General features: G+C 50.0%; 42 protein-coding genes. 2 read left to right on the top strand and 40 right to left on the bottom strand.

Annotated elements, in window-relative coordinates:
• Positions 1–7: 7 nt before the first annotated feature.
• A complete protein-coding gene (locus AB6K10_RS13305; RefSeq protein ID WP_339118956.1) occupies positions 8–271 on the top strand; it encodes a hypothetical protein in 264 nt (87 codons plus the stop codon).
• A 174-nt stretch (positions 272–445) separates the two neighbouring features.
• On the opposite strand, the gene AB6K10_RS13300 is transcribed toward AB6K10_RS13305, so the two are convergent.
• The 8 genes from AB6K10_RS13300 to AB6K10_RS13265 all read right to left on the bottom strand — a co-directional run bounded on the left by AB6K10_RS13300 (position 446) and on the right by AB6K10_RS13265 (position 4349).
• Positions 446–688, bottom strand: a complete 243-nt coding sequence (locus tag AB6K10_RS13300; protein ID WP_339118955.1) for a hypothetical protein — start codon at positions 686–688, stop codon at positions 446–448.
• On the bottom strand, positions 681–1001 hold the full coding sequence (locus AB6K10_RS13295; protein WP_339118954.1) for a thioredoxin family protein: 321 nt from the start codon (positions 999–1001) through the stop codon (positions 681–683). The genes AB6K10_RS13300 and AB6K10_RS13295 overlap by 8 nt, the downstream gene beginning before the upstream one ends.
• Positions 994–1257 carry a hypothetical protein gene (locus tag AB6K10_RS13290; protein ID WP_339118953.1) on the bottom strand — a complete coding sequence of 88 codons (264 nt, stop codon included), beginning with the start codon at positions 1255–1257 and terminating at the stop codon, positions 994–996. Before AB6K10_RS13290 ends, AB6K10_RS13295 begins: the two co-directional genes overlap by 8 nt.
• Before the next feature lie 355 nt (positions 1258–1612).
• A complete protein-coding gene (locus tag AB6K10_RS13285) occupies positions 1613–1876 on the bottom strand; it encodes a hypothetical protein (RefSeq protein WP_339118952.1) in 264 nt (87 codons plus the stop codon).
• 52 nt (positions 1877–1928) lie between these two features.
• Positions 1929–2564, bottom strand: a complete 636-nt coding sequence (locus AB6K10_RS13280; RefSeq protein ID WP_339118951.1) for a hypothetical protein — start codon at positions 2562–2564, stop codon at positions 1929–1931.
• Positions 2565–3202: 638 nt separating this feature from the next.
• Positions 3203–3526: a hypothetical protein gene (locus AB6K10_RS13275; protein ID WP_339118950.1), complete on the bottom strand. Its 324-nt coding sequence runs from the start codon at positions 3524–3526 to the stop codon at positions 3203–3205.
• Positions 3527–3543: 17 nt separating this feature from the next.
• On the bottom strand, positions 3544–3882 hold the full coding sequence (locus AB6K10_RS13270) for a hypothetical protein (RefSeq protein WP_368473620.1): 339 nt from the start codon (positions 3880–3882) through the stop codon (positions 3544–3546).
• A 125-nt stretch (positions 3883–4007) separates the two neighbouring features.
• Positions 4008–4349, bottom strand: a complete 342-nt coding sequence (locus AB6K10_RS13265; RefSeq protein WP_339118948.1) for a hypothetical protein — start codon at positions 4347–4349, stop codon at positions 4008–4010.
• A gap of 111 nt (positions 4350–4460) precedes the next feature.
• Here AB6K10_RS13265 and AB6K10_RS13260 point away from each other — a divergent pair, with 111 nt between their 5' ends.
• Entirely contained in the window at positions 4461–4730 is a 270-nt protein-coding gene (locus tag AB6K10_RS13260) for a hypothetical protein (protein WP_339118947.1), read from the top strand.
• A 1807-nt stretch (positions 4731–6537) separates the two neighbouring features.
• Here AB6K10_RS13260 and AB6K10_RS13255 read toward each other — a convergent pair.
• The 32 genes from AB6K10_RS13255 to nrdB all read right to left on the bottom strand — a co-directional run bounded on the left by AB6K10_RS13255 (position 6538) and on the right by nrdB (position 24369).
• Positions 6538–6672 carry a hypothetical protein gene (locus tag AB6K10_RS13255; RefSeq protein WP_368473619.1) on the bottom strand — a complete coding sequence of 45 codons (135 nt, stop codon included), beginning with the start codon at positions 6670–6672 and terminating at the stop codon, positions 6538–6540.
• A 164-nt stretch (positions 6673–6836) separates the two neighbouring features.
• Positions 6837–7223, bottom strand: a complete 387-nt coding sequence (locus AB6K10_RS13250) for a hypothetical protein (protein WP_339118946.1) — start codon at positions 7221–7223, stop codon at positions 6837–6839.
• Entirely contained in the window at positions 7216–7467 is a 252-nt protein-coding gene (locus tag AB6K10_RS13245; RefSeq protein WP_339118945.1) for a GrxA family glutaredoxin, read from the bottom strand. Before AB6K10_RS13245 ends, AB6K10_RS13250 begins: the two co-directional genes overlap by 8 nt.
• Positions 7468–7889: 422 nt before the next feature.
• Positions 7890–8168: a hypothetical protein gene (locus AB6K10_RS13240; protein ID WP_339118944.1), complete on the bottom strand. Its 279-nt coding sequence runs from the start codon at positions 8166–8168 to the stop codon at positions 7890–7892.
• Positions 8165–8545 (bottom strand): hypothetical protein, encoded by a 381-nt coding sequence (locus AB6K10_RS13235; protein ID WP_339118943.1) that lies wholly within the window; start codon positions 8543–8545, stop codon positions 8165–8167. The genes AB6K10_RS13240 and AB6K10_RS13235 overlap by 4 nt, the downstream gene beginning before the upstream one ends.
• A gap of 110 nt (positions 8546–8655) precedes the next feature.
• Positions 8656–8934 carry a hypothetical protein gene (locus AB6K10_RS13230; protein ID WP_339118942.1) on the bottom strand — a complete coding sequence of 93 codons (279 nt, stop codon included), beginning with the start codon at positions 8932–8934 and terminating at the stop codon, positions 8656–8658.
• Positions 8935–9129: 195 nt separating this feature from the next.
• Positions 9130–9534, bottom strand: a complete 405-nt coding sequence (locus AB6K10_RS13225; RefSeq protein ID WP_339118941.1) for a hypothetical protein — start codon at positions 9532–9534, stop codon at positions 9130–9132.
• A 152-nt stretch (positions 9535–9686) separates the two neighbouring features.
• Positions 9687–10322 (bottom strand): hypothetical protein, encoded by a 636-nt coding sequence (locus AB6K10_RS13220; protein ID WP_339118940.1) that lies wholly within the window; start codon positions 10320–10322, stop codon positions 9687–9689.
• Positions 10323–10435: 113 nt separating this feature from the next.
• On the bottom strand, positions 10436–11245 hold the full coding sequence (locus tag AB6K10_RS13215) for a hypothetical protein (protein ID WP_339118939.1): 810 nt from the start codon (positions 11243–11245) through the stop codon (positions 10436–10438).
• A 101-nt stretch (positions 11246–11346) separates the two neighbouring features.
• Positions 11347–11664, bottom strand: coding sequence for a hypothetical protein (locus AB6K10_RS13210; protein WP_339118938.1), 318 nt, complete (start codon positions 11662–11664; stop codon positions 11347–11349).
• 10 nt (positions 11665–11674) lie between these two features.
• A complete protein-coding gene (locus AB6K10_RS13205) occupies positions 11675–12229 on the bottom strand; it encodes a 3'-5' exonuclease (RefSeq protein ID WP_339118937.1) in 555 nt (184 codons plus the stop codon).
• Positions 12207–12689 carry a hypothetical protein gene (locus AB6K10_RS13200; RefSeq protein ID WP_339118936.1) on the bottom strand — a complete coding sequence of 161 codons (483 nt, stop codon included), beginning with the start codon at positions 12687–12689 and terminating at the stop codon, positions 12207–12209. Before AB6K10_RS13200 ends, AB6K10_RS13205 begins: the two co-directional genes overlap by 23 nt.
• Before the next feature lie 56 nt (positions 12690–12745).
• Positions 12746–13105 (bottom strand): hypothetical protein, encoded by a 360-nt coding sequence (locus AB6K10_RS13195; RefSeq protein ID WP_339118935.1) that lies wholly within the window; start codon positions 13103–13105, stop codon positions 12746–12748.
• Positions 13106–13112: 7 nt separating this feature from the next.
• Positions 13113–13727: an AAA family ATPase gene (locus AB6K10_RS13190; RefSeq protein WP_339118934.1), complete on the bottom strand. Its 615-nt coding sequence runs from the start codon at positions 13725–13727 to the stop codon at positions 13113–13115.
• A gap of 9 nt (positions 13728–13736) precedes the next feature.
• On the bottom strand, positions 13737–14234 hold the full coding sequence (locus AB6K10_RS13185) for a dihydrofolate reductase (protein ID WP_339118933.1): 498 nt from the start codon (positions 14232–14234) through the stop codon (positions 13737–13739).
• 40 nt (positions 14235–14274) lie between these two features.
• Positions 14275–14520, bottom strand: a complete 246-nt coding sequence (locus AB6K10_RS13180) for a hypothetical protein (protein WP_339118932.1) — start codon at positions 14518–14520, stop codon at positions 14275–14277.
• Complete coding sequence (locus tag AB6K10_RS13175; RefSeq protein WP_339118931.1) at positions 14517–14978, bottom strand: hypothetical protein; 462 nt, start codon at positions 14976–14978, stop codon at positions 14517–14519. Before AB6K10_RS13175 ends, AB6K10_RS13180 begins: the two co-directional genes overlap by 4 nt.
• Before the next feature lie 84 nt (positions 14979–15062).
• Positions 15063–15383 carry a hypothetical protein gene (locus AB6K10_RS13170; RefSeq protein ID WP_339118930.1) on the bottom strand — a complete coding sequence of 107 codons (321 nt, stop codon included), beginning with the start codon at positions 15381–15383 and terminating at the stop codon, positions 15063–15065.
• A complete protein-coding gene (locus AB6K10_RS13165) occupies positions 15376–15648 on the bottom strand; it encodes a hypothetical protein (protein ID WP_339118929.1) in 273 nt (90 codons plus the stop codon). The genes AB6K10_RS13170 and AB6K10_RS13165 overlap by 8 nt, the downstream gene beginning before the upstream one ends.
• A 99-nt stretch (positions 15649–15747) precedes the next feature.
• The gene (locus AB6K10_RS13160; protein ID WP_339118928.1) at positions 15748–16143 is read right to left on the bottom strand and encodes a type II toxin-antitoxin system VapC family toxin; all 396 of its coding nucleotides are present in this window, start codon (positions 16141–16143) and stop codon (positions 15748–15750) included.
• On the bottom strand, positions 16140–16385 hold the full coding sequence (locus tag AB6K10_RS13155) for a type II toxin-antitoxin system prevent-host-death family antitoxin (protein WP_339118927.1): 246 nt from the start codon (positions 16383–16385) through the stop codon (positions 16140–16142). Before AB6K10_RS13155 ends, AB6K10_RS13160 begins: the two co-directional genes overlap by 4 nt.
• An 88-nt stretch (positions 16386–16473) precedes the next feature.
• Complete coding sequence (locus AB6K10_RS13150) at positions 16474–16968, bottom strand: hypothetical protein (RefSeq protein WP_339118926.1); 495 nt, start codon at positions 16966–16968, stop codon at positions 16474–16476.
• 83 nt (positions 16969–17051) lie between these two features.
• Complete coding sequence (locus AB6K10_RS13145) at positions 17052–17747, bottom strand: HD domain-containing protein (protein ID WP_339118925.1); 696 nt, start codon at positions 17745–17747, stop codon at positions 17052–17054.
• A gap of 111 nt (positions 17748–17858) precedes the next feature.
• Complete coding sequence (locus tag AB6K10_RS13140; protein WP_339118924.1) at positions 17859–18221, bottom strand: hypothetical protein; 363 nt, start codon at positions 18219–18221, stop codon at positions 17859–17861.
• Complete coding sequence (locus AB6K10_RS13135) at positions 18218–18718, bottom strand: RNase H family protein (protein WP_339118923.1); 501 nt, start codon at positions 18716–18718, stop codon at positions 18218–18220. Before AB6K10_RS13135 ends, AB6K10_RS13140 begins: the two co-directional genes overlap by 4 nt.
• A 196-nt stretch (positions 18719–18914) precedes the next feature.
• Entirely contained in the window at positions 18915–19526 is a 612-nt protein-coding gene (locus AB6K10_RS13130) for a hypothetical protein (RefSeq protein ID WP_339118922.1), read from the bottom strand.
• Positions 19523–19891, bottom strand: a complete 369-nt coding sequence (locus tag AB6K10_RS13125) for a hypothetical protein (RefSeq protein WP_339118921.1) — start codon at positions 19889–19891, stop codon at positions 19523–19525. The genes AB6K10_RS13130 and AB6K10_RS13125 overlap by 4 nt, the downstream gene beginning before the upstream one ends.
• A gap of 3 nt (positions 19892–19894) precedes the next feature.
• Complete coding sequence (locus AB6K10_RS13120; protein ID WP_339118920.1) at positions 19895–20161, bottom strand: hypothetical protein; 267 nt, start codon at positions 20159–20161, stop codon at positions 19895–19897.
• A 90-nt stretch (positions 20162–20251) separates the two neighbouring features.
• On the bottom strand, positions 20252–20980 hold the full coding sequence (locus AB6K10_RS13115; RefSeq protein WP_339118919.1) for a hypothetical protein: 729 nt from the start codon (positions 20978–20980) through the stop codon (positions 20252–20254).
• Between the two features lie 12 nt (positions 20981–20992).
• Positions 20993–22066, bottom strand: a complete 1074-nt coding sequence (gene thyA, locus AB6K10_RS13110) for a thymidylate synthase (RefSeq protein WP_339118918.1) — start codon at positions 22064–22066, stop codon at positions 20993–20995.
• A gap of 203 nt (positions 22067–22269) precedes the next feature.
• Positions 22270–23073 (bottom strand): hypothetical protein, encoded by an 804-nt coding sequence (locus tag AB6K10_RS13105; RefSeq protein WP_339118917.1) that lies wholly within the window; start codon positions 23071–23073, stop codon positions 22270–22272.
• A 135-nt stretch (positions 23074–23208) separates the two neighbouring features.
• Positions 23209–24369 (bottom strand): class Ia ribonucleoside-diphosphate reductase subunit beta, encoded by a 1161-nt coding sequence (gene nrdB / locus AB6K10_RS13100; RefSeq protein WP_339118916.1) that lies wholly within the window; start codon positions 24367–24369, stop codon positions 23209–23211.
• Positions 24370–24379 lie beyond the last annotated feature (10 nt).

The raw sequence follows: 24379 nt of genomic DNA, 5'->3' as shown, positions 1-24379 counted from the left end.
AAATTTAATGAGTAAAAAAGATACTGTAACCGCAAACATTGCCCTTAATTCGGAAGCTCATAGGCATTTGCGATTTATAGCAGCCAAAACCGGACTCACTAACAGTGAAATACTTGAGGGTTTTCTTTTGGCTTTGAATTACGAGCAAGCAGTCAGTCTACTGAAACCCTATATTGACAATAAACAAAACAAACCTTCAAAAGAAGAGTCGGTTACTCAACCGCTCAGCCCAGAACGGGTTAAGGAAATCCTTGCTCTTTTAAAAAAATAAATCGCGCCTAAATAAAAGGGCGCTTTTTATAGCGCCCTTTTAGTCATGCTCGATAAGCGGTGCTGGTGATTGGTATTACTTCAATATCTATCATTGGCTCTGCGAATTGTTGCGTCTGAATTTTGCTGCCACCAACTATAAAGGATGCTATAGCAATAGCTAGTATAGAGACTTTCATGGCGACAACTCGCGACTCAAATAAACCAGCACGTAGCCTATAATCGCCAATGCAAAAGCGGCGAACACGACGACTACCGGCCCTGCAAATACCCAGAACCAACTTACCACCTCTAAACCGAAACTCCGGGCAGTAACAAACGCTAATCCCCAAAGCATCGAGGTCATTGAAGCAATGATGCCAGAGATGCCAGCGAGAAAGATGACAACTCGCAATGGCAAAACGAACCACTTACACATGATCTAACACCTCTTTAAGCGCAACCAAGATTTCACTCTTCTCACGCGTAATAGCAGAAACGCCCTTTAAATGACCTTCGACGAAACCAAGAACGGTTGGCAGAGCGACGACCTGATGCTTTGACACAAAGTCTTGGCAGCCCTCGACGTCTAAATAGCCAAAAGCCACGCTGGGGTTCTCAGAGCCGATCTCCTGAAGGACGGGAACCAGTGATTCACACGGGCGACCACACCAGGGAGCGCGCAACAGAACCACGCAGCGCGGGTTCTGTGCGATGAACAGCTCTGGGTCGCGACCAATCAGGTTACGCATTGGTCAAAAGTTCGTTAGGGTCGACAGGGTGCAGCGCCTCCGACATCGCATCGATCACAGACTCAATACGTTCGTTACGCTTCAAGATCATGGCTTTGCGTGCCATTAGAGAGTCGATTTGAGCGTCGATTTGGTCGACGACGCTCTCTGACTTTGCCAGGGCATCGATTAAGCCGTGCAGGGCGCGCTCTGACTGAATAAGAGCATTGTCAGCGATGTGGTCGCAGGATTCGGGTTTGGCAGAGAAGATCAACATTGTGAAAGCCCTGTAAGTAAGCGATGACTTACTATCTTAGCCAGTATAAGGGGGAATGGCAACTGGTCTGGGATGGCAATCGGAGCTTCAAAAGGGCGGGCCAGTATAAGGGGGAGGGTGGTGTTTGTCCTGGGGCCAGTATAAGGGGGCTTTTCCGAACGCTCGGCGAATAGGCGGCTATGCCCAGAGCACTCGCTCAAATTTCTAAGACTTTTCTTATTTGAGGGAAGCTATCATCTACGCTCGCTGTGCGCTGCGATCCTCAAAACAGCGCGTTTAAGACGTTCTGAGCGCTTAGCTATGCGATGATACTAGCTAAGCGCTATCGTTGCTTAGAACGCTATTCTAACGCGTTCTAGCTTGCTTGCTGTGCGATGCTTTCAACGTGTGATACATGACGCGCTAATAAATCGTTTACGTCTTGTTGCGCTTTATTCTCGCTTAGCGTTAGCAAGTCTAACGCACGATATAACGACGACAAGCGATTTATATAAAGCGATTCGGTAAATCGATTATCGTTTGTTATATAAGCTATCGTATTATTGCTTTCGTTTATTTCTACTGTTAAAGCGTTATTGCTTAATATCAATACGCTTTTAACAATCTTAAACTTTAACATGCTAAGCGCTCCAATGATAAAAGCGCTACTCCGAAGAGTAGCGCGTTTTTAGTTATAGAGAAACGAAGTCTTTATAAACATCGTTGTCTTTATTAACTATCATAGGAACAGCGTTTGAACGCGATGCTGTTACAACTCCTAATTCGTGTGCAAACTTTTTGAAATAGTTCGCTTGCGTCGCAGTGCTGTGCGACATAATGCGTTGAATTTGATCAACGCTTAATTCGCTATGCTCCTTTGCTTTAAGCGCTTGTTGCAGTGCTAGCAGCGCTTTATCTAGCTTGCTTGCGTCACGATGCGCGCACGCAGTAAGCATGGATTTAAGACGCTTTTTGTATTCGCGAGACTGATTAACAGCGCTAGCTAAATCGATGTTTCGCTTTAACGTGTATTGCATCGTTTTAGTGTCTAGTTCAAGCAAGCTAGCGTTATATTTAGCGTGCGTTACTTCTACTGTTAAATCAGTGTATTCTATCTCCTGCTTTTCTTTCTTAAAGTTGTAATTATCCAAACGCTGGGTGGCAGCGTTAAAGATTGTTTCTTTTAATTGCTTAATCTCTGGATTTTTGCTTTCAACTTTCAGCGTTGAAAATTTTTCCGCTAATTGTTTAGCGTTACCATCTAACGCTTCTTTTTTAGGATTGGCAGAAGCGATAACAGTTTTTGCGATTGCGATTAAGTCTTTCATTTTTTGATACTCCGATAATATAGGTAGAGTTGTTTCGTTATAAAGCGCAGTAAGCGCTTACTTATTCATTTGTTAAAGAGCAACTAGCTTTTTCCGCTAGTATCGACGTTTCCGCTGTCGATGTGAGGATATTAAGACAGCGTGACGCGTCACGCAAGCGCTTTTTTCACTTTTTTTTAAAAAAATTTCTAGCGCTGCGCAATAAGGAAAAGCGCGTGCGATTATCACAAAGACAAAAGGCGTCAACTATTTTTAGCGTTAAAAAATAAAAAAGTTTTTTCAACGATTATTTTTGTTGACTACCTCTTAAAGCAGTGAGTCACGTTAATGAGGTTTAACCGCAAACAAGGGTGAGGTAAGTTCTTAAACAAGGGTGAGGTAAGTTCTTAAACAAGGGTGAGGGCCATCCGCAAATGCAAATGAGGTTGCCCGCACCCGAGGCTACGTCTTAACCGCAACCGCCATAGACCCGCAACCGCTATGCCTTGGCACGGTAGGCAAAAATGTAGGTAGAGCCTTTCCCAAAAACCCTTGGCTCGGCGTATTCAAATGTAGGTAGAGCCTTTCCCAAACCGCCATGGCTTCAAGCACACCAACAAAAGCGCTCGCGGGGAGCGCTCCTGTTTTTCCTCTGGCTCTCAGAGCGTCAGCGGCAGTGTCTTGGCGTCTCCGGTCGTCTCACAGGTAAACACGTCGTGAATCAGCTCATGGTCAGCGGTGAAATTTGTCATCAGCGCGGTCGTCACAGAAGCGGTCAGGTGAATCATTCCGTTACAGTGAGGCACACGGCTGGCGTCTTTGATGTCTTGCATCGCGACGGTCAGCGACGCTTTTCCAACGACAACGGTAACGCCACTGATCAGCTCGTTCTCGGCGTTGCGCAAATCCAGTTGCATGATTTCCGGCAGCCTCAGTGGATTGCCGACGGTGGATTCGATCAGAGAGAGGGTGAAGGCGGTCATGTGAGGCTCCTTACAAGTCATAGGTAGGTGTGATGCGTTGCTTCAATAAGTATGCGATGACTTGCTAAGGCGATCACAAAGCCTGGAAGAAAAAGACTGTCTGTTTTGGGAGCCTGGAAGCCTGAAGACCATGAGAACGTGCCTTGGCTGGTGATTATCAAGCCTGGATGTAAAGCAACCCGAAAGAACCGAAGCTGCTGATCATTTTTTTTCGCTCTATTTTGCGTTTTAAGCCACGATAGCAGTCGACCAATACCGACGTAGCGCTCAAGGTAAGAAAACGCCTTGGTGAGCAGATTTAGCCCCTTGGTGAGCATGTTTGGTGACGCCTGACTGCCTTGGCGGTCTATATACATCCAGGCAGAGCCTTTCCCAACTTTTCTGGTTACTCAGATACCAAAAACGGGGCTGTCTTGAACCCCGTTTTGGACATAGTGCTAAAACGCTCTATTTTCGCTTCTGAGACGTTTTCCGGTGAGGACTAGGATTTATCCTCGTAGACTAGCCGAATCGCTTCATCGAGCGTTTTGACGTCTTTCATACCACGTTTGAGTCCGAAGATCGCGTAGACATCGTGCCAGTCGTTGTAGAAGACCTGTTTGCCGTTGTGAGAGAAGACCTCTTCGTAGCGGTGAAAGGCCTTTGAGGTTTCCCAGTTCGGATCGTCTTTGCGCTTCCAGGCGATCTCGCTGAGTCGAGCGCGCTCGGCTTCTTTGGCTCTGAGAGCTTCAAGGTCGACACCCATCAGCCATGCCATCTGCTCAATGGATTCTTGATCGAGGGTGGTTGGGTCGAAATCGGTAGAAAATTGTGACATAAGCATTTACGAGGCTCCTTGCTCCGTGTTTCTCCTTCACATTGTTACTCTGACACGACAGGGGATCATGCAGAATATGAGCAATCTGTAATTAACGATAATTCACAAAGAGCGACCATGCCAAACGACCTCGCCGAGATCGAAATTTACATGACCAAGCACCCGGAGCGAGGGCCACGGCTGTATGTGAAAGCCAAAGGTAATCGGTTACGGGTGAGCCGGAGTTTGTCAGTGGCAGAGGCCGTGGCCATCTGGAGAGGCGAATTCCCTGAGAGCCTTGGTGACATGATGACCGAGGCCCAATACCGAGGGTTTCGAGAAGAGCTGTGGTTCTACGCCGACATGTATCTTCAGCACCTTGGCGCTGAGATCGACCTGAGCCAGTAGGTGAGGGCGGCGCGGCCCGATTTTCTCTTCTCTCTCCGGTCGTGTGTCTGGCTCTCTGTCTGAGGCGATTTCTCCGCCAATTATTTCTACTGTTACAAGAACTAAATACCTTCGGAATAGGGGTTTTATATAGAGGGAATGAGGCATTCAATACAAAAACTCCGCCTACCCCGAGACCCCTCGGTTTTCGCCGCTTAACAAGTGCCGTAGTCACTGCCTTGGCTGAGCCTCGGTAACAGGAAACCGTGCGGCTTTCTCGGTGCCTTGGTTGATGGATCTTGGCGACTCCGGTGATGCCGCTGCCTTGGCAGATACCTTGGCGGCCACCGCTTCATGTAGGCAAAGCCTTTCCCAATCCCTCGGTCATTAGGCAGGCATCTAGGCAGATCCCACGGCATCTCCAGGTAAATCTAGGCAAAGCCTTTCCCGATCCCACGGTGATTAGGCAGCGGTAGGTCGGCAGGGCCGCAGTGCCTTGGCTCTCTCGAAAAATGTAGGCAGAGCCTTTCCCGAAGTCCCTTGGCTTGGTAGACGGATGTAGGCAGAGCCTTTCCCGAGGTGAGGGCAGCCAAGGTTCGGTATGAGGGTGTGGCGATGGCAGAGGTGGCATTCCCGCCAAATTTCCATCCCTCCGCTTTTCCCACCACTCTCAGTCTTTCCCACACGGTCTCTACCTACTGGCAATTCTCACAAGGCTCTACCTCCTACACGGTCAGATTTCTTCTCTCCGGTGAGTGACCTGGCTTTCCTGATCAAGCTGTCTCTTACAAGGCTATCTCATAGGCTGGTCTCTCCGAGGCTTGTTTCTTTCTCTCTGGCATCAGGTATCTCTCTCCGAGGCTAATTCTTTGGTTTTGGTCGTGTTGGTTTGCTCTCCGGGGATTCTCTTTCTCTCCGGGGAGGTTGAGCCTGAGTCGCTGAGCCTTGGAAAAAGTGGTCTTGTTTTTGTGGTGTTCGGGGAAAGTTAGCCGGAGTGCCTGAGCCTTGTGAAAATCAGGCCTTGTGTTTGTGGTGTTCGGCGGAATTCTGAGGGTCAGCGGAACAGCCTGGGACACGAGATAGCCTGAGCCGGAAGAGACCGTGCCTTGACTGGTCTGCTTTCCCTGAGCCTGCGAAGGGGGAAACCCTCTGTTCCGAGGATTTCAGTGAGGCAGAGTTTTTGTATTGAATGCCTCATTCCCTCTGTATATATATTCTCTCCGAAGGTCTTGTATTACTTGTAGGCAAAAATTTGGTTGGAAAGTTGGAGCTGCGGCGTCTGCCTGACCTCCGAGATCTCTGAGGCAGAGTTTTTGTATTGAATGCCTCATTCCCTCTATATAAATACCTATTCCGAAGATCTTGTAGTAATACAAGTAAGGGAAAAGGTCGGAGTGGACGGGCGCCCGCCGAGCCTTCTGTTTGTCTGATCGTCACTCTGAGCGCTCCTGAGCATGATCGGGGTGTGTGCGATTTCCTGATGCTCACGCTGGATGCTTGAGTGCGTCGGGAAGCTGTCAAATTTCGTCTGTGAGACGTTTCCCAGCTCGATGCTAGTCAGCGTATGTCTCGGATCGGGAAACGTCTCAGAACGCATTTTTCGCGCTTGGTATAAGTCTGAAAAAATCGCTCAAAAAGTTGACGTTACGTTGACGTGGTTTTTGGCTGTTTGACGGTCGGTCGAGCAAAAGAAAACCCCCGTGTCATGGGGGTTTCAGCGCGATTGATGGTGCCAAAATGAAATGTCAAATTCGTTCTTATACTTGGCCTCGAAACGTCACATTTTTCAGCCTTAGTATAAGAGGCAAAATGCCTCGTTTTATCGACGTCATGGGTAGAGCGAATCGTTTACGTCCTGCTGATAGGCTTCGTCACTGGTCGGGTCGAAATCATCGCCATCTGAGTCGAAGTTGGCAATGGCATCGAAATCGAAGTCTTCAGGCACGACAATCTCTGAGAACACTGGATCACAGTAAGGGCAACGGCAGGGTCTCGGGTTCGGGCCTGGGCCATTGACGCAGCCCTCATAAAGAACCTCACCTCTGTCAACACGAGCCTGCTGATTAGCCTCATTCTCTCGACGAAGGCGATCAAGAACGTGTTGCGGGTAATGGTCGAAGAAATCGGTCATGACCGGATCGACTTTTCTGGCCGCACGCATTTCATTCCGAGGTGATCGAGCAAATCACACATGGTTTGCTGAGAGTGAAATCGACCTTTGGCCTTTGCAAACTTCTCCGCCAATTCTGCGGTCTTTTTCATGTGACTGATGGCTTCGATCATGGTTGGGAAATCTCCGGTGTGGCCTGCTGCTTGTCGGGCTTGCTGTAGATACTGCATGGCTTGTCGTTCGTCAGAACGAGCGTCAAACAGTTGTTGCTGGGTGATAGCTAGTTGAGAAGCCAGGTCAGATTCACTTTGCGTCATGCAAGGCGCTTGACCGCTATGGCGAAGACAGTCTTCGTGACGTTCGTCATGGAAGACGCAGAGGGCAATGTCATTGGCTTCAATCATGGATCACATCTTCGGCTTTCATCTTGGCCTGGAACTCCGTGAATCCCCCGATATGAATGCCCTCGACGAATATCTGAGGAACCGTCTCAACCGACTTACCAACGGTCTTTTGCAGATCCGCCTTTGTCATTCCGTGCTTTGCGAGATCGATATAAATGGTCTCTGCCGTCTCGATGGATTCGGCCAGCTCTTTTGCTTTGGTGCAGAAAGGGCAGTTTTCTTTGCCGTAGATGATGATCAGCATGTTGGCTTCTCCATTTTAAGCTGATGCACTAGCTTCGCTGATCCTCAATAGGCAGTCAGCGCTTACTTATTCTGATAGCTCCTGTCATCCGCCACAAGCTCTGTTGCTTGGTTTTTGTTGCGCATCATGCTTATACTTAGGGAAGAGGCCAGTTGTGGTAGTAGAGAGGCCGAAACTCTCGAACGGCAGCAGTCTCGTTTCAGTGAAGTCTTTGCCTGGAGCATAGCATCGGAGGTTAAGGAGCGACCTCAGATCACTACCTCCGGGCTTATTTTAGGCAAAGACAGTAAGTAAGCGTTGACTTACTATGAGGCTTGTTGGTATTTTGACCTTGCGGTAGGGTTTCGCCATGACCCTATACCCAGTCTCTAAACCAACAAGCCTCCAACCCTCGGAGGCTTATTTTTTGTGAAGCAGACGGTCTAATTTTCCCAGCGAGCGTAGCACTGGCGAGCGTAGCAAAAAGCCAGATGCTTTAAGAAGTGATGCACATCACCGCCTTGAAAGTCGATCTGGCTGAGGGTGTTCATGATGGTTACTTTTTCATGCTCTTGAGCCTTTTGGATCAACCCAATCACGGTCTCGGTATCTATCAAGTGAATGTTCCCATTCACCTCTGCCTCATAAATCTGGTTTTCCAGATCCTTTTCCTCAAAAAACGTCTTCAACCATTTTCCAGGGTTGGTCGCTTGAAGAGTCATGCGGCTTCCTCCGCTTGATGCTGGCGTTCAGCGCTGGCCATCTGTCCCATCACCCAAATGATCGACTGCATCCGGTTCACACTAAGGCCATTCAGATGTTCGTATTCACTGACAAACCGGTCATATAGCCCGCACTCTACGCTGAATTCACCGTAAGAGCGCGACTCGTTCGGAACAAAGGTCATGATTTTGATGCAGCGCTCTCTAGGCGAATGAGCAAAAGCGTGCAGGATGCCGCTGCGCTCGTCTTCAAAGACCTCGATATGATCGAAGGTGTGGCGAAAGTGCACCGAGCCGACGCGAGGAATGTGAACCGTGTTGTTACCGCCTGAAGAGGGATGGATAGACAGATCGAGAGTTATGCGGTTGATATTCATCGTTTTATCCTGCGTTTGTGTGTGTAAGTGAATGATGAATCACACAGGACAGGCGCTCACTGCACCCATAAAAAAAACCCCTCGCCTGGAGGGGTTCTTGTTGACGAAGATTAAACTTCTTCGGCGACTTCTTCGGCGACTTCTTCGGCCGTCTCTTGCGCGTCTTCAGTAGCCTCGACGCCTTCCGGCTCCTGAACCTTCAGGATGCCCATTTTAAACAGCAGACCCATGTCCACGACGTTCTGTTGACCTTCGCCATCGACCACCTGGAATTTGTCGAAGCCAGGTTGGCCGACGGATTGAGCGAACAGATGCGCGGCTTCAATCGGGTTGGATGCTTGCACGACGCCGGTCATGGTCACGCGGAAGACTTGGTTTTCTTGGTTCATTGAGAATGTCTCTGTGAGTTGGAAAGGCACGGCTTATCTTATAGTAAGTAAATGGTTACTTACCAGATCACAGAGCAAAAAAAGCGGCTCATTTGAGCCGCATCGGAGTTATCAAACGAAAGACGTTCGATAGAGTGAATAATAAGTGAAGATGTCAGGGGTAGCAATGACTTAGCATGGGGATCAACAGGCGTTTCAGACGCATTCTTCATGCTCGGCGTGAATGGAGCCTCTTGTGTCTTTTTCCGAAAGCGCATTGGCCAGAGCGAGTATGGCGGCCACGGGATCGTTGCCATGAGCAATCTCACGAAGCTGCTCGGCAAGTTGGCTTTTTAGCTCGACCACAAAGGCGCTGTCGTAAGCCAGGAGACTCACGTATTCGCGCTGAAGAACCTTAGCATCCATCGGATGCCGGTAGCTGTCAGATTTCTCGGCGATGAGCATATCTTCGCTTATGTGTCGGCGACCCTCTCGGGTGTAGATGAAGTAGATCGGCTTTCGCCCGTCACTCTGCATCACGTAATCGGCTTTTTCAGCGGTGAAGGGTGAAACACGAATAGCTCTTGGTCGTCTAACAAACAACTGATCAATGTCGGTCACAATGTATGCCTTTAATGCTAGTAAGCACTTACTTACTATCGTTTGCTGAAATGTCCATTTTTGCGTTCTAAGCGCTTTTAATTGAGAGCAATATCAGCGCTAGTCTTAATCTGGGAAACGTCTCTGAGAGCAAATCTGAGCGTTTCCCAGCATCAAAAACTGTTCTGCTTCACTCGCAGGATATGACAGACGTCAATTCCCTGCTTTCCTCGCGCAAGACGGTATTCGGTCAGCTCTTTCTCCAGCTCGGTAATCTCAAAAAAGCTGTCCGAGGCGGTGCCAGACAGCCGACCAGGGTTTGTCGAGTATGGCTCGCCGATAAATACGATCTTAAACTGCCGACCGCAACGGATGGCCTCAATGACGGCACGGGTAGCTTCCTCTCCGGCCGGTGGCCACCCCATGATCAAAACCTCAAAGTCAAAGTTCTGAACTGCCTGAATAGCGCTCATATCGATGACATCGGCAACAAGCCCAGCATTACTTCCGTCATGAGAGCTGAAACGGCTAGTGGCGGTCACATCAACGCCGTGATCTCGCAGCGCTTGAGTCAACCAGCCTCGCCCTGCAAATACCTCAAGGCACTTCTTTCCGGTCAGCTCGCTAGCCAGCGCCTTGGTCCATGCCTTATCAACCAACGTCCACATGCCCGCTTCATATCGAAAAGAGTCTCTTTGCTCGGTAGTGTGATCGAAGCGAAAGGGCACTTTGCCACTGCCAATGTCCACTCGGTTTGGATAACTTATACCGCTCATACGCACCTCATAGCCGTAAAAATGGGGCATCATGTAGATGCCCCGCACACACACAGCCCACTCGCTGTTGTCATCAGGCTTTCGCCTTTCGGAATGACCCCTCAAGATCATTTCGAAAGGCGGGGCGGTCAGCCCCAGCCTCAGAGTTAAGCTGCCTTCTTGAGATCAATAAAGCGCTCGATCATGGGGTGATCCGACACAACCTCACCATCGGAGTCGATCATCCCAAAGACCGTGAGCAGCTTCATCACTTGGCCGGTTTGCGCGTTAGCAGTTCCCATCGTGTAGCTCTTGCCTGGATTGCTGAGATAGCGGTTACGAAGAGACGCGGAGGAAATAACGCCTTCTTCAACCAGCAGGCTAAACGCAATAGACGTGTAAACGGAAAGCGAGTGGCCGCGCACCCACCAATCCATCAAGTTGACCACTTTCTCTCGGGTCTTTTTGGGAATCGTGTCGCAAGCAGAAAGGATTCTGGCTTTGGTCGCCTCTGCTTCTTCGCCAGCAATAAAGCCCCAATGAGCGTCACTGGCCGCTACTTTGGCATCCAGCACGTCAGCCACGTTGATGGCCTCTTTTGAAGCGTTGGCGGCCACTGAGGGGCGCTTTGTCAGCTTTTTAGTAGCCTCTTTGCCGATGCTCATCTTAGTGGCTTCGGCTTCCTCTTCTGAAAGAGTGGCCTGCTCAAGACGCGCTTCCCGCTCTGCGGTCTTGAGTTCTTTTTCCACCTCATCAATAGAAACCTCAACTTCGCTTTCGGCTTCTTCGGTGACTTCCTCAGCCTCAGCAATCTCCTCGGCGGTCAGCTCTTCTTGTGCGGCCTCCAAAATCTCCTCTTCCTCGACAACAGGCGCGCTCTCTTCGGTTTCAAAATCCAGCTCATCCAAGGCATCCAAGGCATCCACTTCGCTGAAGATGGCATCGATTTCGCTGATCTGGGCAGTTGCGTTTGCCATGATAAAAACTCCTAGTGGTTGTTCACTGCGTGTGTTTGTTTGCTTACATTTATGATTTTACGCAACAGATAGCGGCATGTTTGACGATTTTTGCATCTTTTTTAAGGCTCAAACTCTTCGATCCCGGCACACATGAGTCGACCTTTTACAGCCTCCTTCAGAGCATCCCAAGCAATTCCGAGCAACATGAAAGGCCCAAAAGTCACGATGGAGAGGCGCATTGCAAACGCCTCCATTTCGGTAAGGTCGGGATCTCTCTCTATCTCATTCTTGAGAGCCGACAGACCGTTTTTGATTGCAAAAATGCCACCTAACGGCAGCCAAAAAATGAGAGCTAAATAGCTCTTCGCAGACACCGCGAAATTGCTTGGCACATCGTCAGGAAAGATACGATAGCTTAGGCATTTCGATTTTTTCATAAGTCACCGGTTACTTATCGAATGGGGTAATAAGAAAGCCTGGATAGTCTCTGCGAGCCTTGAAGAAGCAATTCATCATCAGTGCCACGTCGTAGAGGGCTGAGTGTGCGCGATCAAGGTCATATTCAAAGCCCAAGGAGTTCGCTAGCTCTTTAAGACTAGGGGCTTTGCCATCAGGCGTTGCCCACTTGCAACTAAGCATGGTGTCGCAGATTTGAACGTCCGGCAGCTCCAGTCCGACCCGATCCATTTCTACCAAAAGGAAGGGTAAGTCAAACCCGATGCCGTTATGGGCGACCACCAAGTCGACACGGCCAAAGAGCTTAACGATTTTGGGGGCAATGTCGGCCCATACTGGCTTGCCTCGCAAGTCTTCAAGCGTGATTTTATGAACAGCCTGAGCCTTCGGGTCGATGCTGCGCTTCGGGTCGATACGCTGTTCATACTTGCCCAGCGCTTTGCCCGTATGAAGGTCATGGACAATACCCGCAAACTCGATAATTCGATGACCGTTCTCAGCGGAAAGACCTGTGGTCTCAAGGTCAAATCCGAGCACTGTCGGCATGGTCAATTGCTCCTGTTTCATAGAGGCTGAGTAGAGGCTTAAAGCCTCCGTTGGTTATTTCTTTGATGGTCGCTTTCATACGATCACGCGCCAACTTAGCCGCAAGCACCTTGTCGGACAGATCAATTCGCCGCACTCGTTTAATGTCGCCGGTTGATGTGCGCATAATCACAGATAGGCTTTCGTCGCTGCGATGCAGTGAAATTAAGGTATAGGGGTGCTTACGAAGTGCGTGATATTCAAAAGGCACTCGGTCATCCTCCAGGCGACGTGCCTCTTGAATGAATTCGCGCCACTCTTCGCTGGTCAGCCCAGCCATGCACTCCCAAAGGGTGTCGAGCATGAGGTTCATTTCTCGGTGAGTGATTCGGCCGATGTCATAGAGGTTTAGTATTCGACTCAGCTCGTCCATCGCCTTTCTTTCTAGCTCTTCTTCTTTGGTTGGGAGGTCTTCAATCATTACCGCTCTCCTGTGAGTCTCTGAGAGCATTTTCAAAGAGTTTGAAGCGGGGTTCTTCACCCCGCAGATACATCACCTGACACCGTGGAGACATTTCCACCAACGCCGCCGCAGTCCACATCGCCAGAGATCGTCGAGACATTTCCGGTAACGTCGCCGCAGTCCACATCGCCGCTTTGAGTCGATAGGTTTCTAACTGACCCAAAGACTTCTACATCGCCGCTCATCGACTCGATATGATCAACATCGCCATGAACCGTGACGCTAACCGGCCCTACGAGCTTTCCATTTACCTCGACACCATCGACATACACGGATCCATCATCAGTGATGCCTATAGAGCTTCCGGTGAACTCTCGGCCATCGATAACAACGCGATTCCTACGTTTGCCAAAGTGCGTTTGGAAAATTTTCATGGAGACCTCAGTGAATTAGCCGTTCCAACGCGGCATCGCGCTGAGCTTCGGCAATGATGGTGTCGATTTTGTCGTTGCGAGCTGCTAACCCGCTGATTTGATCGCCGATGAAGCTCACCGGGCATTTCATATTTCCGTTCAACACCAAGCCCTTGATGATCGCTTGGAGCTGAAAATTCCAGGCCCATGAGTAAGCTGCTTTTTCGTGAGCGTCTGGAGCTTTCGGCGGCTCGAAGCCGTTGCCCACCACGATCAGCTTGTCAAAAAAGGCATACTGCGCCTGATAACACTGGTTGATGATCAACTTCACCGTTTCGCTCTCGATGTCGGATACGGCGTGAGGCATGTAGCTCAGGGTGTAGGCCGCCACATCGATGAACGTCCGGTCAGTGATGTAGTTGGTATCAGCCTCATCGAGCAAGTTGATGCAGTGCTTGACCATGTTTTGCTGAATGTTTAGACGATCTGCAAAAGGAATGATTTCGTTAGGGCTTGCCCCAAAGGCACGAAGCACCTCAGACAAGCGCATATCCACGTATTTCATGCGCCACTTAGAAGCAACATGCTTGGCCAGGGTCGTCTTGCCGGATTTGTGTGCACCGGAGATACCAAATCGATTCATGATTTACTCTCAGAAAAGGTCGTTGCGAAGGTAGGTGTGAACGTTGGCAGAGTCGGTCAGTCGCTCTACGGACACTTCGGAATAAGACGACTGGCGATCCATGTTCGGAAAGAAGGTGTCGGCCTCATCGGCCGACTCGCTGACACGCGTCAAGATGACCTTGTGGGCCAACCCACCCTCGATCACCTGACGGTAGACGTCGCCACCTCCAATCACGCAGAGTTGGCCTACGTCACCACCGACACACTCCTTAATCACGGCACCCAGGCTCTCGCGAACCTCAACTGCTTGATCAAAGAAGGTGTCAGGGTTGCGCGTTAGCACGAAATGTCTCCGGTTGGGCAACAAGCCAGGAAGCGATTGAAAGGTTCGACGACCCATTACAATCGGATTGCCCTCAGTGACCTTGCGAAACAGCTTCATATCCTCAGAGATACGCCAAATAAGGTCGTTATGCTGACCAATCTCCCAGTTCAAACCTGCCAGAGCGATAGCGATAATTTTCATATTACCCTCAGTAACTTGTTACTTACTAATTAGGCCAAAATCAATTCAGTAAGCCGCGACGGTCGAGAAGGGCCTCGATACGCTTTTCTCGCTCCTCAACCATCTCTTTGAACGAAGAGGGCATGTCTGCAAAGCGCTTCATGCTCAGCGCGGTCACTTTGATTTCTTTGCGCAGCTTCGGGGCAGAGGAGGGCGTTGGACGTCCGAGATCCGCCTTGCGATTGCCCATGAAAAAGTCACCGGAGTAGAGACGTATACCCAAATTCTCAGGCTTGATCGTGTTCATTCGCTCAGTTCCACCACGCTGCCGGTTTCTGCATCAAATCCCTTGATGTGCTTGCACAGCTCGTTATGAAGCATTTTGAAGGCTTGCTTCATGTGCGGGTCAATCGGCATGGAGGGGACGCCGGATGTTGTCGCTTCTGACCAGCGCTTAATATCCGCGTTTAACTTGGAGACGGTTAGGAAGGCCATGACCATAGTGGGTGCGATGTCTTCCGATACCGCTCGCTCGATACCCTTCAGGCGAGAAAGCTGCTGTTTAAGCTGGTCGTTTTCAGCTTTGGTAGCGCGCATCACCGCAGCGTCATCCAAATAGTCACTGACCAACCGATCATGAACCCCTTCAAGCTCATTCAGCTTTGCAGAGAGTGTGGCGTTCAGCGCTTTAGCTTTCATCAGCTCAAAGCGAACCTTCTGATCTGCTGCGCCAGTGGCGCGATGAATCATAAATACGTCAACCATTTCAGTGCTCCATTGCGTTTGTGTGTAGGAGGATTATCGTCAGTTTTGCTCAGGTAGTCAGTAAGCTATTACTTACTGTTTTGGTCAATCAAAAGCGCGGCATGACGCTAGCTGCCTAAGCGCCTCTTTCTCATTGGCTTGAGCGCGGGCGGCCTCTTGGCGCAGCTTCTCGATGTCGATCCAGAAGCTCTTGCAAAGGTAGTCAAAAAAGACAGAAGCCGATTCGTGAAGGTCGCCCTCAAAGTGGAGCTTGCCATCTTTCTCGAATAACCGACCAATAGGGCCATTGAGGCTGATCACAAGCTCACTCGGAGCCTCCACTTTGAACGCTGCCGTATGACAAAGAGCTGCCGGGATCCCAGCAGCTTTAATGTCCAGTGCCAATGTTTTATCCAGATCAGTCATTTCCGGTCATTTCTCCCAGTTGTTCTACTTGCGCCTCAAGCTGCTCAATCGTGGCTTCAAGCGCTTTGATGTGCCGAATGTAGACGTCAGAGGGCTTACCATCCTCCTTACGTGCCTCTTCGTAGTCGATGTCCAGTGCGTCGCCGATCTTGAGCAGCGTCTCCCAGAGGGCTTCTTTCTCTGCGGCAAGTCGTTCGCATTCGCAGCCAGGGCATTGGCTATAGCCCACGTAAGGGGATTGGGTGTGTTTTTCACAGGCAGCCATGACAGTCCCCAGATCATCGTAATCAGCGCAGTATTGCAGCTATCAAAAAGGGGCGAGAGGCCCCTTTGCTTTTCAAGTATAAGTAATCGGTTACTTAATCTACAAGCCATAAATCAACTTTATCACGTTGCCGGACGCATCATACCGTTGCAGCTCTCTGTCGCCTGTTATCAACGTGAAGCCTTCTACGGTGGCCTGAGCAATCAAGAGGCGGTCGAATGGGTCTGCGTGATGCTTGGGCATTTGTTGGACTGGCAGGGTGTGTTGGGGTAGCACCGCCAGGGGTTTAACAAAGGTGCCTTCCAAGCGCCCCATCACAGTAGAGGCTTTGAGGTTCAGTTTTCCATTGCCTGCCTTGATAGCGATTTCCCATAGAGAAATGGCGCTGTAGCGAACCTCATCGGCTTGATCGAGAAGTGTTCGCACGCCAGCGTTGATTCGCTCATCGCCTGCCAGGAGCCAGATAATGATGTTGGTGTCGAGCAGCAGCTTCATCCCAAGTTATCCTCGTAAAATGCCGCTAGAGCTTCGTCATCTAGCGGGGCATCCCACCCCTCGATGTAAGCAATTTCGTCTCTCATACAGCCGAATAGATCGGATACCGTGGACTTTTGCTCCACCGGAACCAGCCTTACCATCGGCTTACCGCGTCGAGCGATGACGACATCTTCACCGGCCAGCGCTCGCTCTATCAGCTTGGACAGTTGGGACTTGGCATCATGAACATTGACGTCCATGCCTGACTCCTTGTTAGCTAAGTTGTTAGCTAAGTCTAGCGCTGAAGGGTTGGCGCGTCCATTACGCCCCTGCACCCAATTCCATCGGCTACTTGGAAGTCAGCGACGAAATAGAACCCGCATAAACCTCGTCGGCATCTGCTCTGGCAATAGTCTCTGACTCAGGATTGGAAATGAACGAAGCCACCTCCTCGGGTTCGGAGTATTCGGCGGCAATGCTCGCCCTCAAAGTCTCAATTCGCTCAAGCTCTGCGGGATCGGTCACTAGGTCAAACTGCACAGACCAATCCTCAACATGACCCGTCTCCCAATCTCGACTTAGGTTGGTCATCGTCGCTCGATAAACGCCACCCTCTACAAGCGCGTCAGGGATAATAAATGAGGCTTCAGCGCCTAAATTTGAAACGTCTTCGTCGACGAAATCAAACTCGGTCGACACGTAATGGACGAGGGCTAGGCCGGAAATAATCACCCCGTCGTCGCTAATTCCAAAGTTGGCCCCTGAAGGTCGCTCGCAACGGTAAAAAACCTCGTTTTTTGGCTTCTTGGTTTCCGTTGATAGGCTATAAAGCTCTTCTTTCATGACGGTCTTCCTATTAGTGATAGCAGCGTGTCGGATAGTCAGTATCGCAAGTCAAAAAGCGGGGCTTGATAGCCCCGCAGAGGTTAGTAGGTCAAAAATTCACGCCTGATTTTGTCATCGGCATCACGCACTTCGTATCCAACACCCATTGGATGCTTGTCGATAACTCCCCAGGCTTCTTGTTCGCTATAGACCGTCTCTTTTCTGTTGCCATTGATGTAGACGCGATACGTTCTTTCCCGACGCAATTCCTTCTCAACCTTCACCTTTTCCATGCCCGAATGGCAAAGCCGATTAGCTTCTGCCCAGAGATCAGCATGACCACCTTTCAGAGCCTTGAGTAAGTGCGTCTTTTCTTGCAGGTAAATCGTCGCAAAATCCAGGTCGTGGTCGACAATCGTTTTTGTGTTGTCGATGAGGTCGGCCAACTTGATGGTCTTGGCCTCGTAAGGAGCGTGGCTCAGCCGCTCGCACTCTATTTGCTTTCGAGTCGCACGATTGCCATCGGCCGGCGTTTGCATATCACTCAGCCAATCAACCAGAGTCGCAACTTCAAGGCCGAATTCTTTCTGAATAGCCGATAGACCGATGCTCGTGTCTTCGACGACATCGTGGAGGTATGCAGCAGCGATCATTGTGTCGGTTCCGCCATGCTCTCGAACCATGTCGGCGACGCGATAGGGGTGAGTGTGATAAGGCTCAAAGGTATATTTACGCTTCTGATCGATGGCCATGTGTGCGGCTTTTGCAAATAGAGCTGCGCGTTCTACCAAGTTCATGATTTTCATCCATTTAGTGAGAGACAAGGTGAAGAGTAAGGCGTTTAATAAATCAAAAAAGGGCAGTTTTGTTACATCGTGAAACTGCCCAATAGGCATTGAGGGTTGTTTTTACGTGAACGTGTCCAGGTGGCCGCGTATAAATGCAAGTTCCAGAGCTGTCAGTTGACGCCGCTTTTCTCCCCCAACCAATTGACCAAAGGCGTCATTGCGATGCCGAAGTCGCTGATAGAGCTTTACCCGCAACTCCTCGGTGGCCGGTCGACTTTTTCCGATGGGGTGTATCGAGTGATACTCAAAGTAGTCATGCACCTTTACATCTTTGCTCGACTGCCACGCTTCGGGCCAAACCAGCGCAATCCGTAGGGACGTCTTCAGCCTTTCGAGGGTTTCGATGGTTTTTAGTTGATGGGCAATCATTTGTTCTACGTTGACCAACGTGTTCGATATGTTCTCAGGTGAGCGATCCTTCATGACGCCACCTCAGAAGGCCCATAGATGGTTGAGCAGCTATTCGACTGGCGAATAATCCTGTCTCGCGTGAGGCGCATGTGTCGTTTGGCCTCTTTATCACACCAAGTGTTGACCGATGACCTTGCGCACTTGACCCCCTGGTGACCTTTTACCCACTTGAGCTTCACATGCTTAGCTCCCCGCATCTTCAACGCCTCTGCGCGCTTCTCGATGGACTTCATCGCCCCCTGGCAATCCGACTCGATCACCACGATCTGATTGGTAACGTCCAGGCTGGTCTCGATGTAGTCCAGCGCTTTCTCCAGCGCGACAATCTCGGCAAAATGGCTGTCCTTGACGCTAAACAGCGCCCCAGAGAGGCGCTGAGTGATGGCGGGAACTCCGTGCTTCATCCAAACTGCCCAGCCCCCAGCGAGCGTTTTGGGGCAGTGTGAGGCGTCGCAGAAGACAGTGATAAATTGCGGCCGACGATCTTCTAGGTGTTGGTAGTTGTTCATGCGGCCACCTCAACAACCAAACGACACTTAATGTCGGTGATCTCAATGAAGATGCCAGGGTGTCTTTCTACCCAGCTAATAACGTCACTAATGTCTTTGCCAATGGCCCACTTCATTGACCAAGTGGATTCGACAACCACACCGTCACAAGTGGCAATGTGAGCGCTTCGGTTATGAGAGAGAGTAAGTTTGTAAATCATGCAGCCAACTCCTTGGCATCAAACACCTTGCGAAGCTCAACCAGCACAATAGGCCATAGGTTTTCCCAGAAGTAGAGCGTATTGCCCTTCGGTGAGGTGAGTATTGGCATCTGAGAAATATCGTCGTCGTAAAGCGCACTCGTAAGGCTCACAAAGTCGCCACGCCCTCCATACCAAGAGATGTCATTAAGGGAGTCGAAGAACTCTCTCTCAGTGGTGGCGTCGATATTTGCCAGCTCATCCCAGTATTCACGCGCCTGCTCAGCAGTCAGCTCATTCTCACGGCGGCGCTCAAGCACCGTTTTGCGAATGCCATTTATTGTCTGCTCTGCATCAAATACGTAAAGGTCATCGCAACCCAATAGCTTATTCATGGCGTAATCGAAATTGAGCTTGCCGAGAAAGTCGATGAACGATCCGTCGCCAACATGCGTCCAAGTGTGTGACCAGGGGCCAAAGTCTCCGCTAATCTGAATCGTGCCGCCATTCACACGACTTTCACTGTTGCCTTTGAAAGTGTCGACAGTCACATACGTTGTGCCGCCGTGACGAGAAATGGCAAGCTGGGTGACCTTCTTGACGCGGCAGGTGTAATTTGCCTCGCTCATTTGCTTTCTCCGCGCTCTTTGCTGGCCTTTTCAATCTCCTTCTCAAGCAGCAGCATCCAATGAAGAGCCGCGTCATCGTTCTTCTTGATCACCGAATGGCGATTCTCTGAGAGCATCTTGAGAGTGTTGACCATGTAAGCAACGTCCATTTTCTCAAGCGGCATGACGCCACTTTTCTTTGAGCTGGACAGCCAGACCCGAAGGTCTGCGGCTTTTCGATAACCCTCAGAAGTTTTTGGAAGCTCTTTGGCCTTTGATAAGCGATCTTGAAGACTCAAACCTCTGGCCGGTTCACTTTTGGTCGAGGCTTCTTTTTTGGGTGAGGTTAAAAAGCCAAGCGCACCCCATGAAGTATTTGTGTTCATGATTTAACCCTTAGAAATCAGGTTTAAGGCGTTTAGCCATTGGAATTTGAGATCTGGGTTCAACTTCAATGCCTCAACTTCGTCACGGTGGATGGCGTGGATCGCTGACTTAGCCGACAAGCTATCCATGTATTCCAACAGGGTGTAATGGTCGCCATTAACCCCAGGCCAGTAGCCGCTTTTTAACGCCTCTGAGTAGTGTTCCCGCAGGTCTTTTGCTTTGGCTTGAAGTAGAAGATCGCTGGGATTGAGCTTTATTTGTGGTTGCATGTGCTGCACTCCATGTGTGTGAAGTGTCATTATCTGGATTGAAAAGGAGGGGAAATAGCGCGAAGTTGCACGCTTCGCGCTTGTAATTTTCTAGCGATAGTGGCTAAACGTATGCTCTATCGCTTCGTTTAATATCTCGGGCGTAAAGACATTGATTTTTGATTTAATAACGCCCGCTTCTCTGTGAAAATTCACGACTTTCTTATCAATAGTCTCCCCTTTAGAGAGAGAGATTTTCTTTGAAAGGGCGGCAATTCGGTTCTTTATAGGATCTGTTACGAAAATGTCGTTGATCGCCAGCCACTTAGAGACCGTGTAGCGCTCTTCTCGCTCGGGCATTTTCTCTTTTAACGCCCTGTTCTCCTCTCGAAGCGACTTGATGGTCTTGGATACAACGCCAAGCGCTTCCGCCAACGCACGGTCTTCGTCAGATAGAACAGTTTTTTTGCCTGACAGTTTGCAGCCTTCGCTAGAGCTGATGATTGGCTTAACATGCTCTTCAAAAACAGGCTTAAAGCTACGATATTCCCTTAAATAAACGGAACGTCTTACAGCTCTCTCAAGGGCATCAATTCCCTTGATGGTAATAAGATAGGATCTCTTTACGCCGCTCATCGGCAAAAGGCTAGTGGTAAGAGCAATGGTTTTCTTTGGCAGTCGAGACTTGAATGCCGAAAGGTAATACCCATCGCATTTTTTACCTATGTTCATAATTCGGCAAACATCGGTAGACCAAAACCAGTAACTTTCGCCAATTATCGCGTAGCGGAGCTTTCCGTAAGCGCCGCACTCAATAACATCCAGTTTATATTCCGCCATGACCTTACCTCCTTAAACAGCCACAGGTGCTTTAATGACGGCCTCTGATTCATAACCGTAGATATTGATGTCGTAGTAGTTGAATTCAGCCGGATCGTTGTATTCGCCAAGCAGTGTCACGATGGGGGTGCAATCCACGCCCTCGCGTGACATCTGCTCATTGATCTGGTCGAGGTGATTGGAGTAAAGATGAGCGTCGCCAATGGTATGAACGAACTCTAAAGGCTCCATACCCACACACTTGGCCAGCATGTGCGTTAGTAGCGAGTAGCTGGCGATGTTGAAGGGCACACCCAGGAAGAAGTCGCCTGAGCGTTGATACAGGTGACAGCTAATTCCTCGGGTAGCCGGAACGACGCCCTCTAGTAGCTCTTCTGGAATGGTGTCGTCGATATTTTCAAGGTGGCCGGACTTCGCCAAGACATACTCAGAGTCATCAAGCTCGGCGTTATTCTCAACTTTCAACAGCACCCGCTCACGGGCAATGTCAGATCGCTCCTTGAAGCTCAGCTCGCGGGTGTAAAACTGCACAAACGAATGGCAGGGCGGCAATGCCTGCTCTTCGACAACAGAGGGGTTCCAGGCTGTCAGAATCAACCGGCGAGAGTCGGGATTCGTGCGAAGCTGATGGAGTAGGTCGGCAATCTGGTCGATCTTACGGCTCACTGCCACCATGCCTGCATACCAATCACCAAAGATCACTTCAAAGCCGCGTTCTTTGTATTTAGCCAATTCGCTATCTTGAATGACGCGGGTGTCGTCCCACTTACGCCACTGAACGCCGTATACCGGGCCAAGGTCGCCATTTTCATCAGCCCATTCATCCCAAATACGCACGCCGTGCTCTTTGAGGTAAGCGATGTTGCTCTCGCCGCGAAGAAACCAGATCAACTCATGAATGATTGATGTCAGGTGAAGTTTCTTAGTCGTTAGGAGAGGCAGCTTGCCACCGGTCAAATCAAAGGCCATCTGCTGCGCAAACAGACTGATCGTGCCGGTTTTTGTCCGGTCGTCTTTCATAACGCCTAGATCGACAATCTGCTCAGCGGTGAGCAAATAGATGTCATCAACTACATTTTTGGTCATCTTCCAATCCAATTGTTGAGTGAGTCGTTGACTCAGAAACCTAGCGTTGCAAAAAGCGGGGTTAGGTCAGCGGTGGCAAAAGCAATCAAGAACATAGCCAGTAGCCCTTTGATTAAATCGACGAGCCATATCATCAGTGCGCTCCTAATAAGTAACTTATTACTTACTATATAGAGCGCACTGAAGGCGCTCTATGCGTGAATTTAAGCCACCAGTGAGGCCAGATCCGCCTCGCTGTAGAGCGGGTTTTTTACGACCTTGTTGTTGCTGATATTCTTGGCAATCCAGCGGCCATCATCCAGACGCTCAAACTTCAGCTCAGTAGCGGAAAGCGGGCAACCGTTGGCCGCCATAAAGAAGCGGCAGGCGTCTTCGTTAGGTAGCTCAGCCGGAAGTAGCTTGCTCATATTGGAGCGGTGAACTTCCTGCATGACCGCCAACGGATCGGCTTTAAAGACAGCGTTGATCATCGCCAAATAAGCGAAGGGGAGATCGAGACTTAACGGCACCACTTTAATACCGTCTGTGACTTTTTCATCTTCATCTTCATCTTCATCGCCATAAGTGAGACCTTCAGCATAAGCCTCTGACACTTCAGCCAATGAGTTGACAAACACATTGCGCATGAAACGCGCCCAGCCACATTCGTTAGCATGATCAGAAAGAGATTGAGTGGCTGATTTAAAATCTTCTTCGTCACCACACAGACGGTCCAGGTGATCCATCGCTCTTTGGTCGGTCACGCCACATTCAACCAAATTTCCGCAAGCAAAATAAATAGCATCAGCCAGGGCGTCGGTAACTTTCACAGCATCTTTGCCGATGGCCGCAACCAATCCCTCTTGAAGCTCTTCAAATAGGTAGGACGCCCGCTCAATAGCGCGATCTTCCGGTAAATTCTCGGACTCTGTTGTGCCAATTGGATGACCATATACCCGATGAAACTCTGAAACCATACCGAGTGACTGCCGGAAGGCTTCGATAAGATTAGCTTTGGTGTATGACATTGTTGCAACCTCGTTTCAGTGTGGTGTCAGTCAGCGCTGACTTCTCTATTTTCATACGCTAGCAGGAGGGGCTAAAGCGCATTAAAAAGGGGCGAAGCTAGCGGCCTCGCCCTCTGGTAGTAAGTATGCAGTTACTTATACTTGGATGTCGAGCCTCACGGCTGACAATTCTTCCAAATTAAGCTCAGGCAGAACGCGGCCGATCAGATAGGAGGTGATTTCAGACTCCTGCGGGGCCACCTGGACGTTTCCACTGTAGAGATACTTGTTCACCCAGGGGGCAGGGTGAGGGTTGGGCATCTCACAAACAGGGGCAATACCGGCTCCGGCCATCGTTTGGAAGGTAAAGACCTTCAGACAGTCCTCCAGAATAGAGGCGTTCAAGCCAGGGATGCTGCGGCCTTCATCGAAAAGATGCTGCGCCCAGGCCACTTCCTGCTCAAAGCACTCGGTGAAAATTTGCTGAAGGTCTGGCAGAACAGCCTCAAAATCCGCTTTCCACTCGTCACCCTCTTTGCCAGAGGCAATGGCTTTCAGAGTGTCACCAATGGCCTTGCGGTGAAGCGCTTCGTCTCGGGCAATCAGCCGGATGATCTTGGAGTTACCCGCCATGACGTTCAGCTTCTCGGTGAAAGCAAATGAGCAGAGGAAAGACACGTAGAACCGAACGCCCTCCAGTGCATTCACGGCTGCCAGTGCCTTGATAATCGCTCGACGCATCAGGCTGGGTGTGATCATCACGCGCTCATTGCGTGACGGGACCACATGATACCCATAGCCATACACCGAGTAGATCATGCCAAGCTCGATCAGCTCGTCATAAGCGCGGGTCAAAGCCTGAGCGCGGTTGATGATGTTCTCGTCTAGCACGATAGAGTCGAAGATTGCGCCAGGGTCAGGGAACACGTTGCGGATGATATGGGTGTAGCTCTTTGAGTGAATCACCTCAAAGGCGGGCCAAACCACCGTGAACGTCTCAAGCTCAGGAATGGAAATCAGCGGGCCAAAGGCAAGCATAGGGGCGCGGGACTGCACCGAGTCCAGCAGCGATTGATACTTCAGGTTAGCCAGGAAGATGTAGCGCTGGTCTTCTGTCAATTTGCCCCAAAACTCTACTTTGTCACGACTCAGGTCAATCTCTTCCGGTCGCCAGAATTGTGCGAACTGCTGGTCAGTGGCTTTGTCGAGAAAGCGGTATTTTGTCTTATCGTATCGTGCCAGATTGACCTCTTGACCCAGGAACATCGGCTCTGTGGTGGCATCGACTTGATTGGCATTGAACGTGGTATAACTCATTGGTTACTTA

This window comes from Halomonas sp. BMC6 (assembly GCF_964204995.1).
Lineage (GTDB): Bacteria > Pseudomonadota > Gammaproteobacteria > Pseudomonadales > Halomonadaceae > Vreelandella.
The sequence above is the reverse complement of the archived record's forward strand: the minus strand, read 5'-3'. Positions and strand labels throughout refer to the sequence as shown.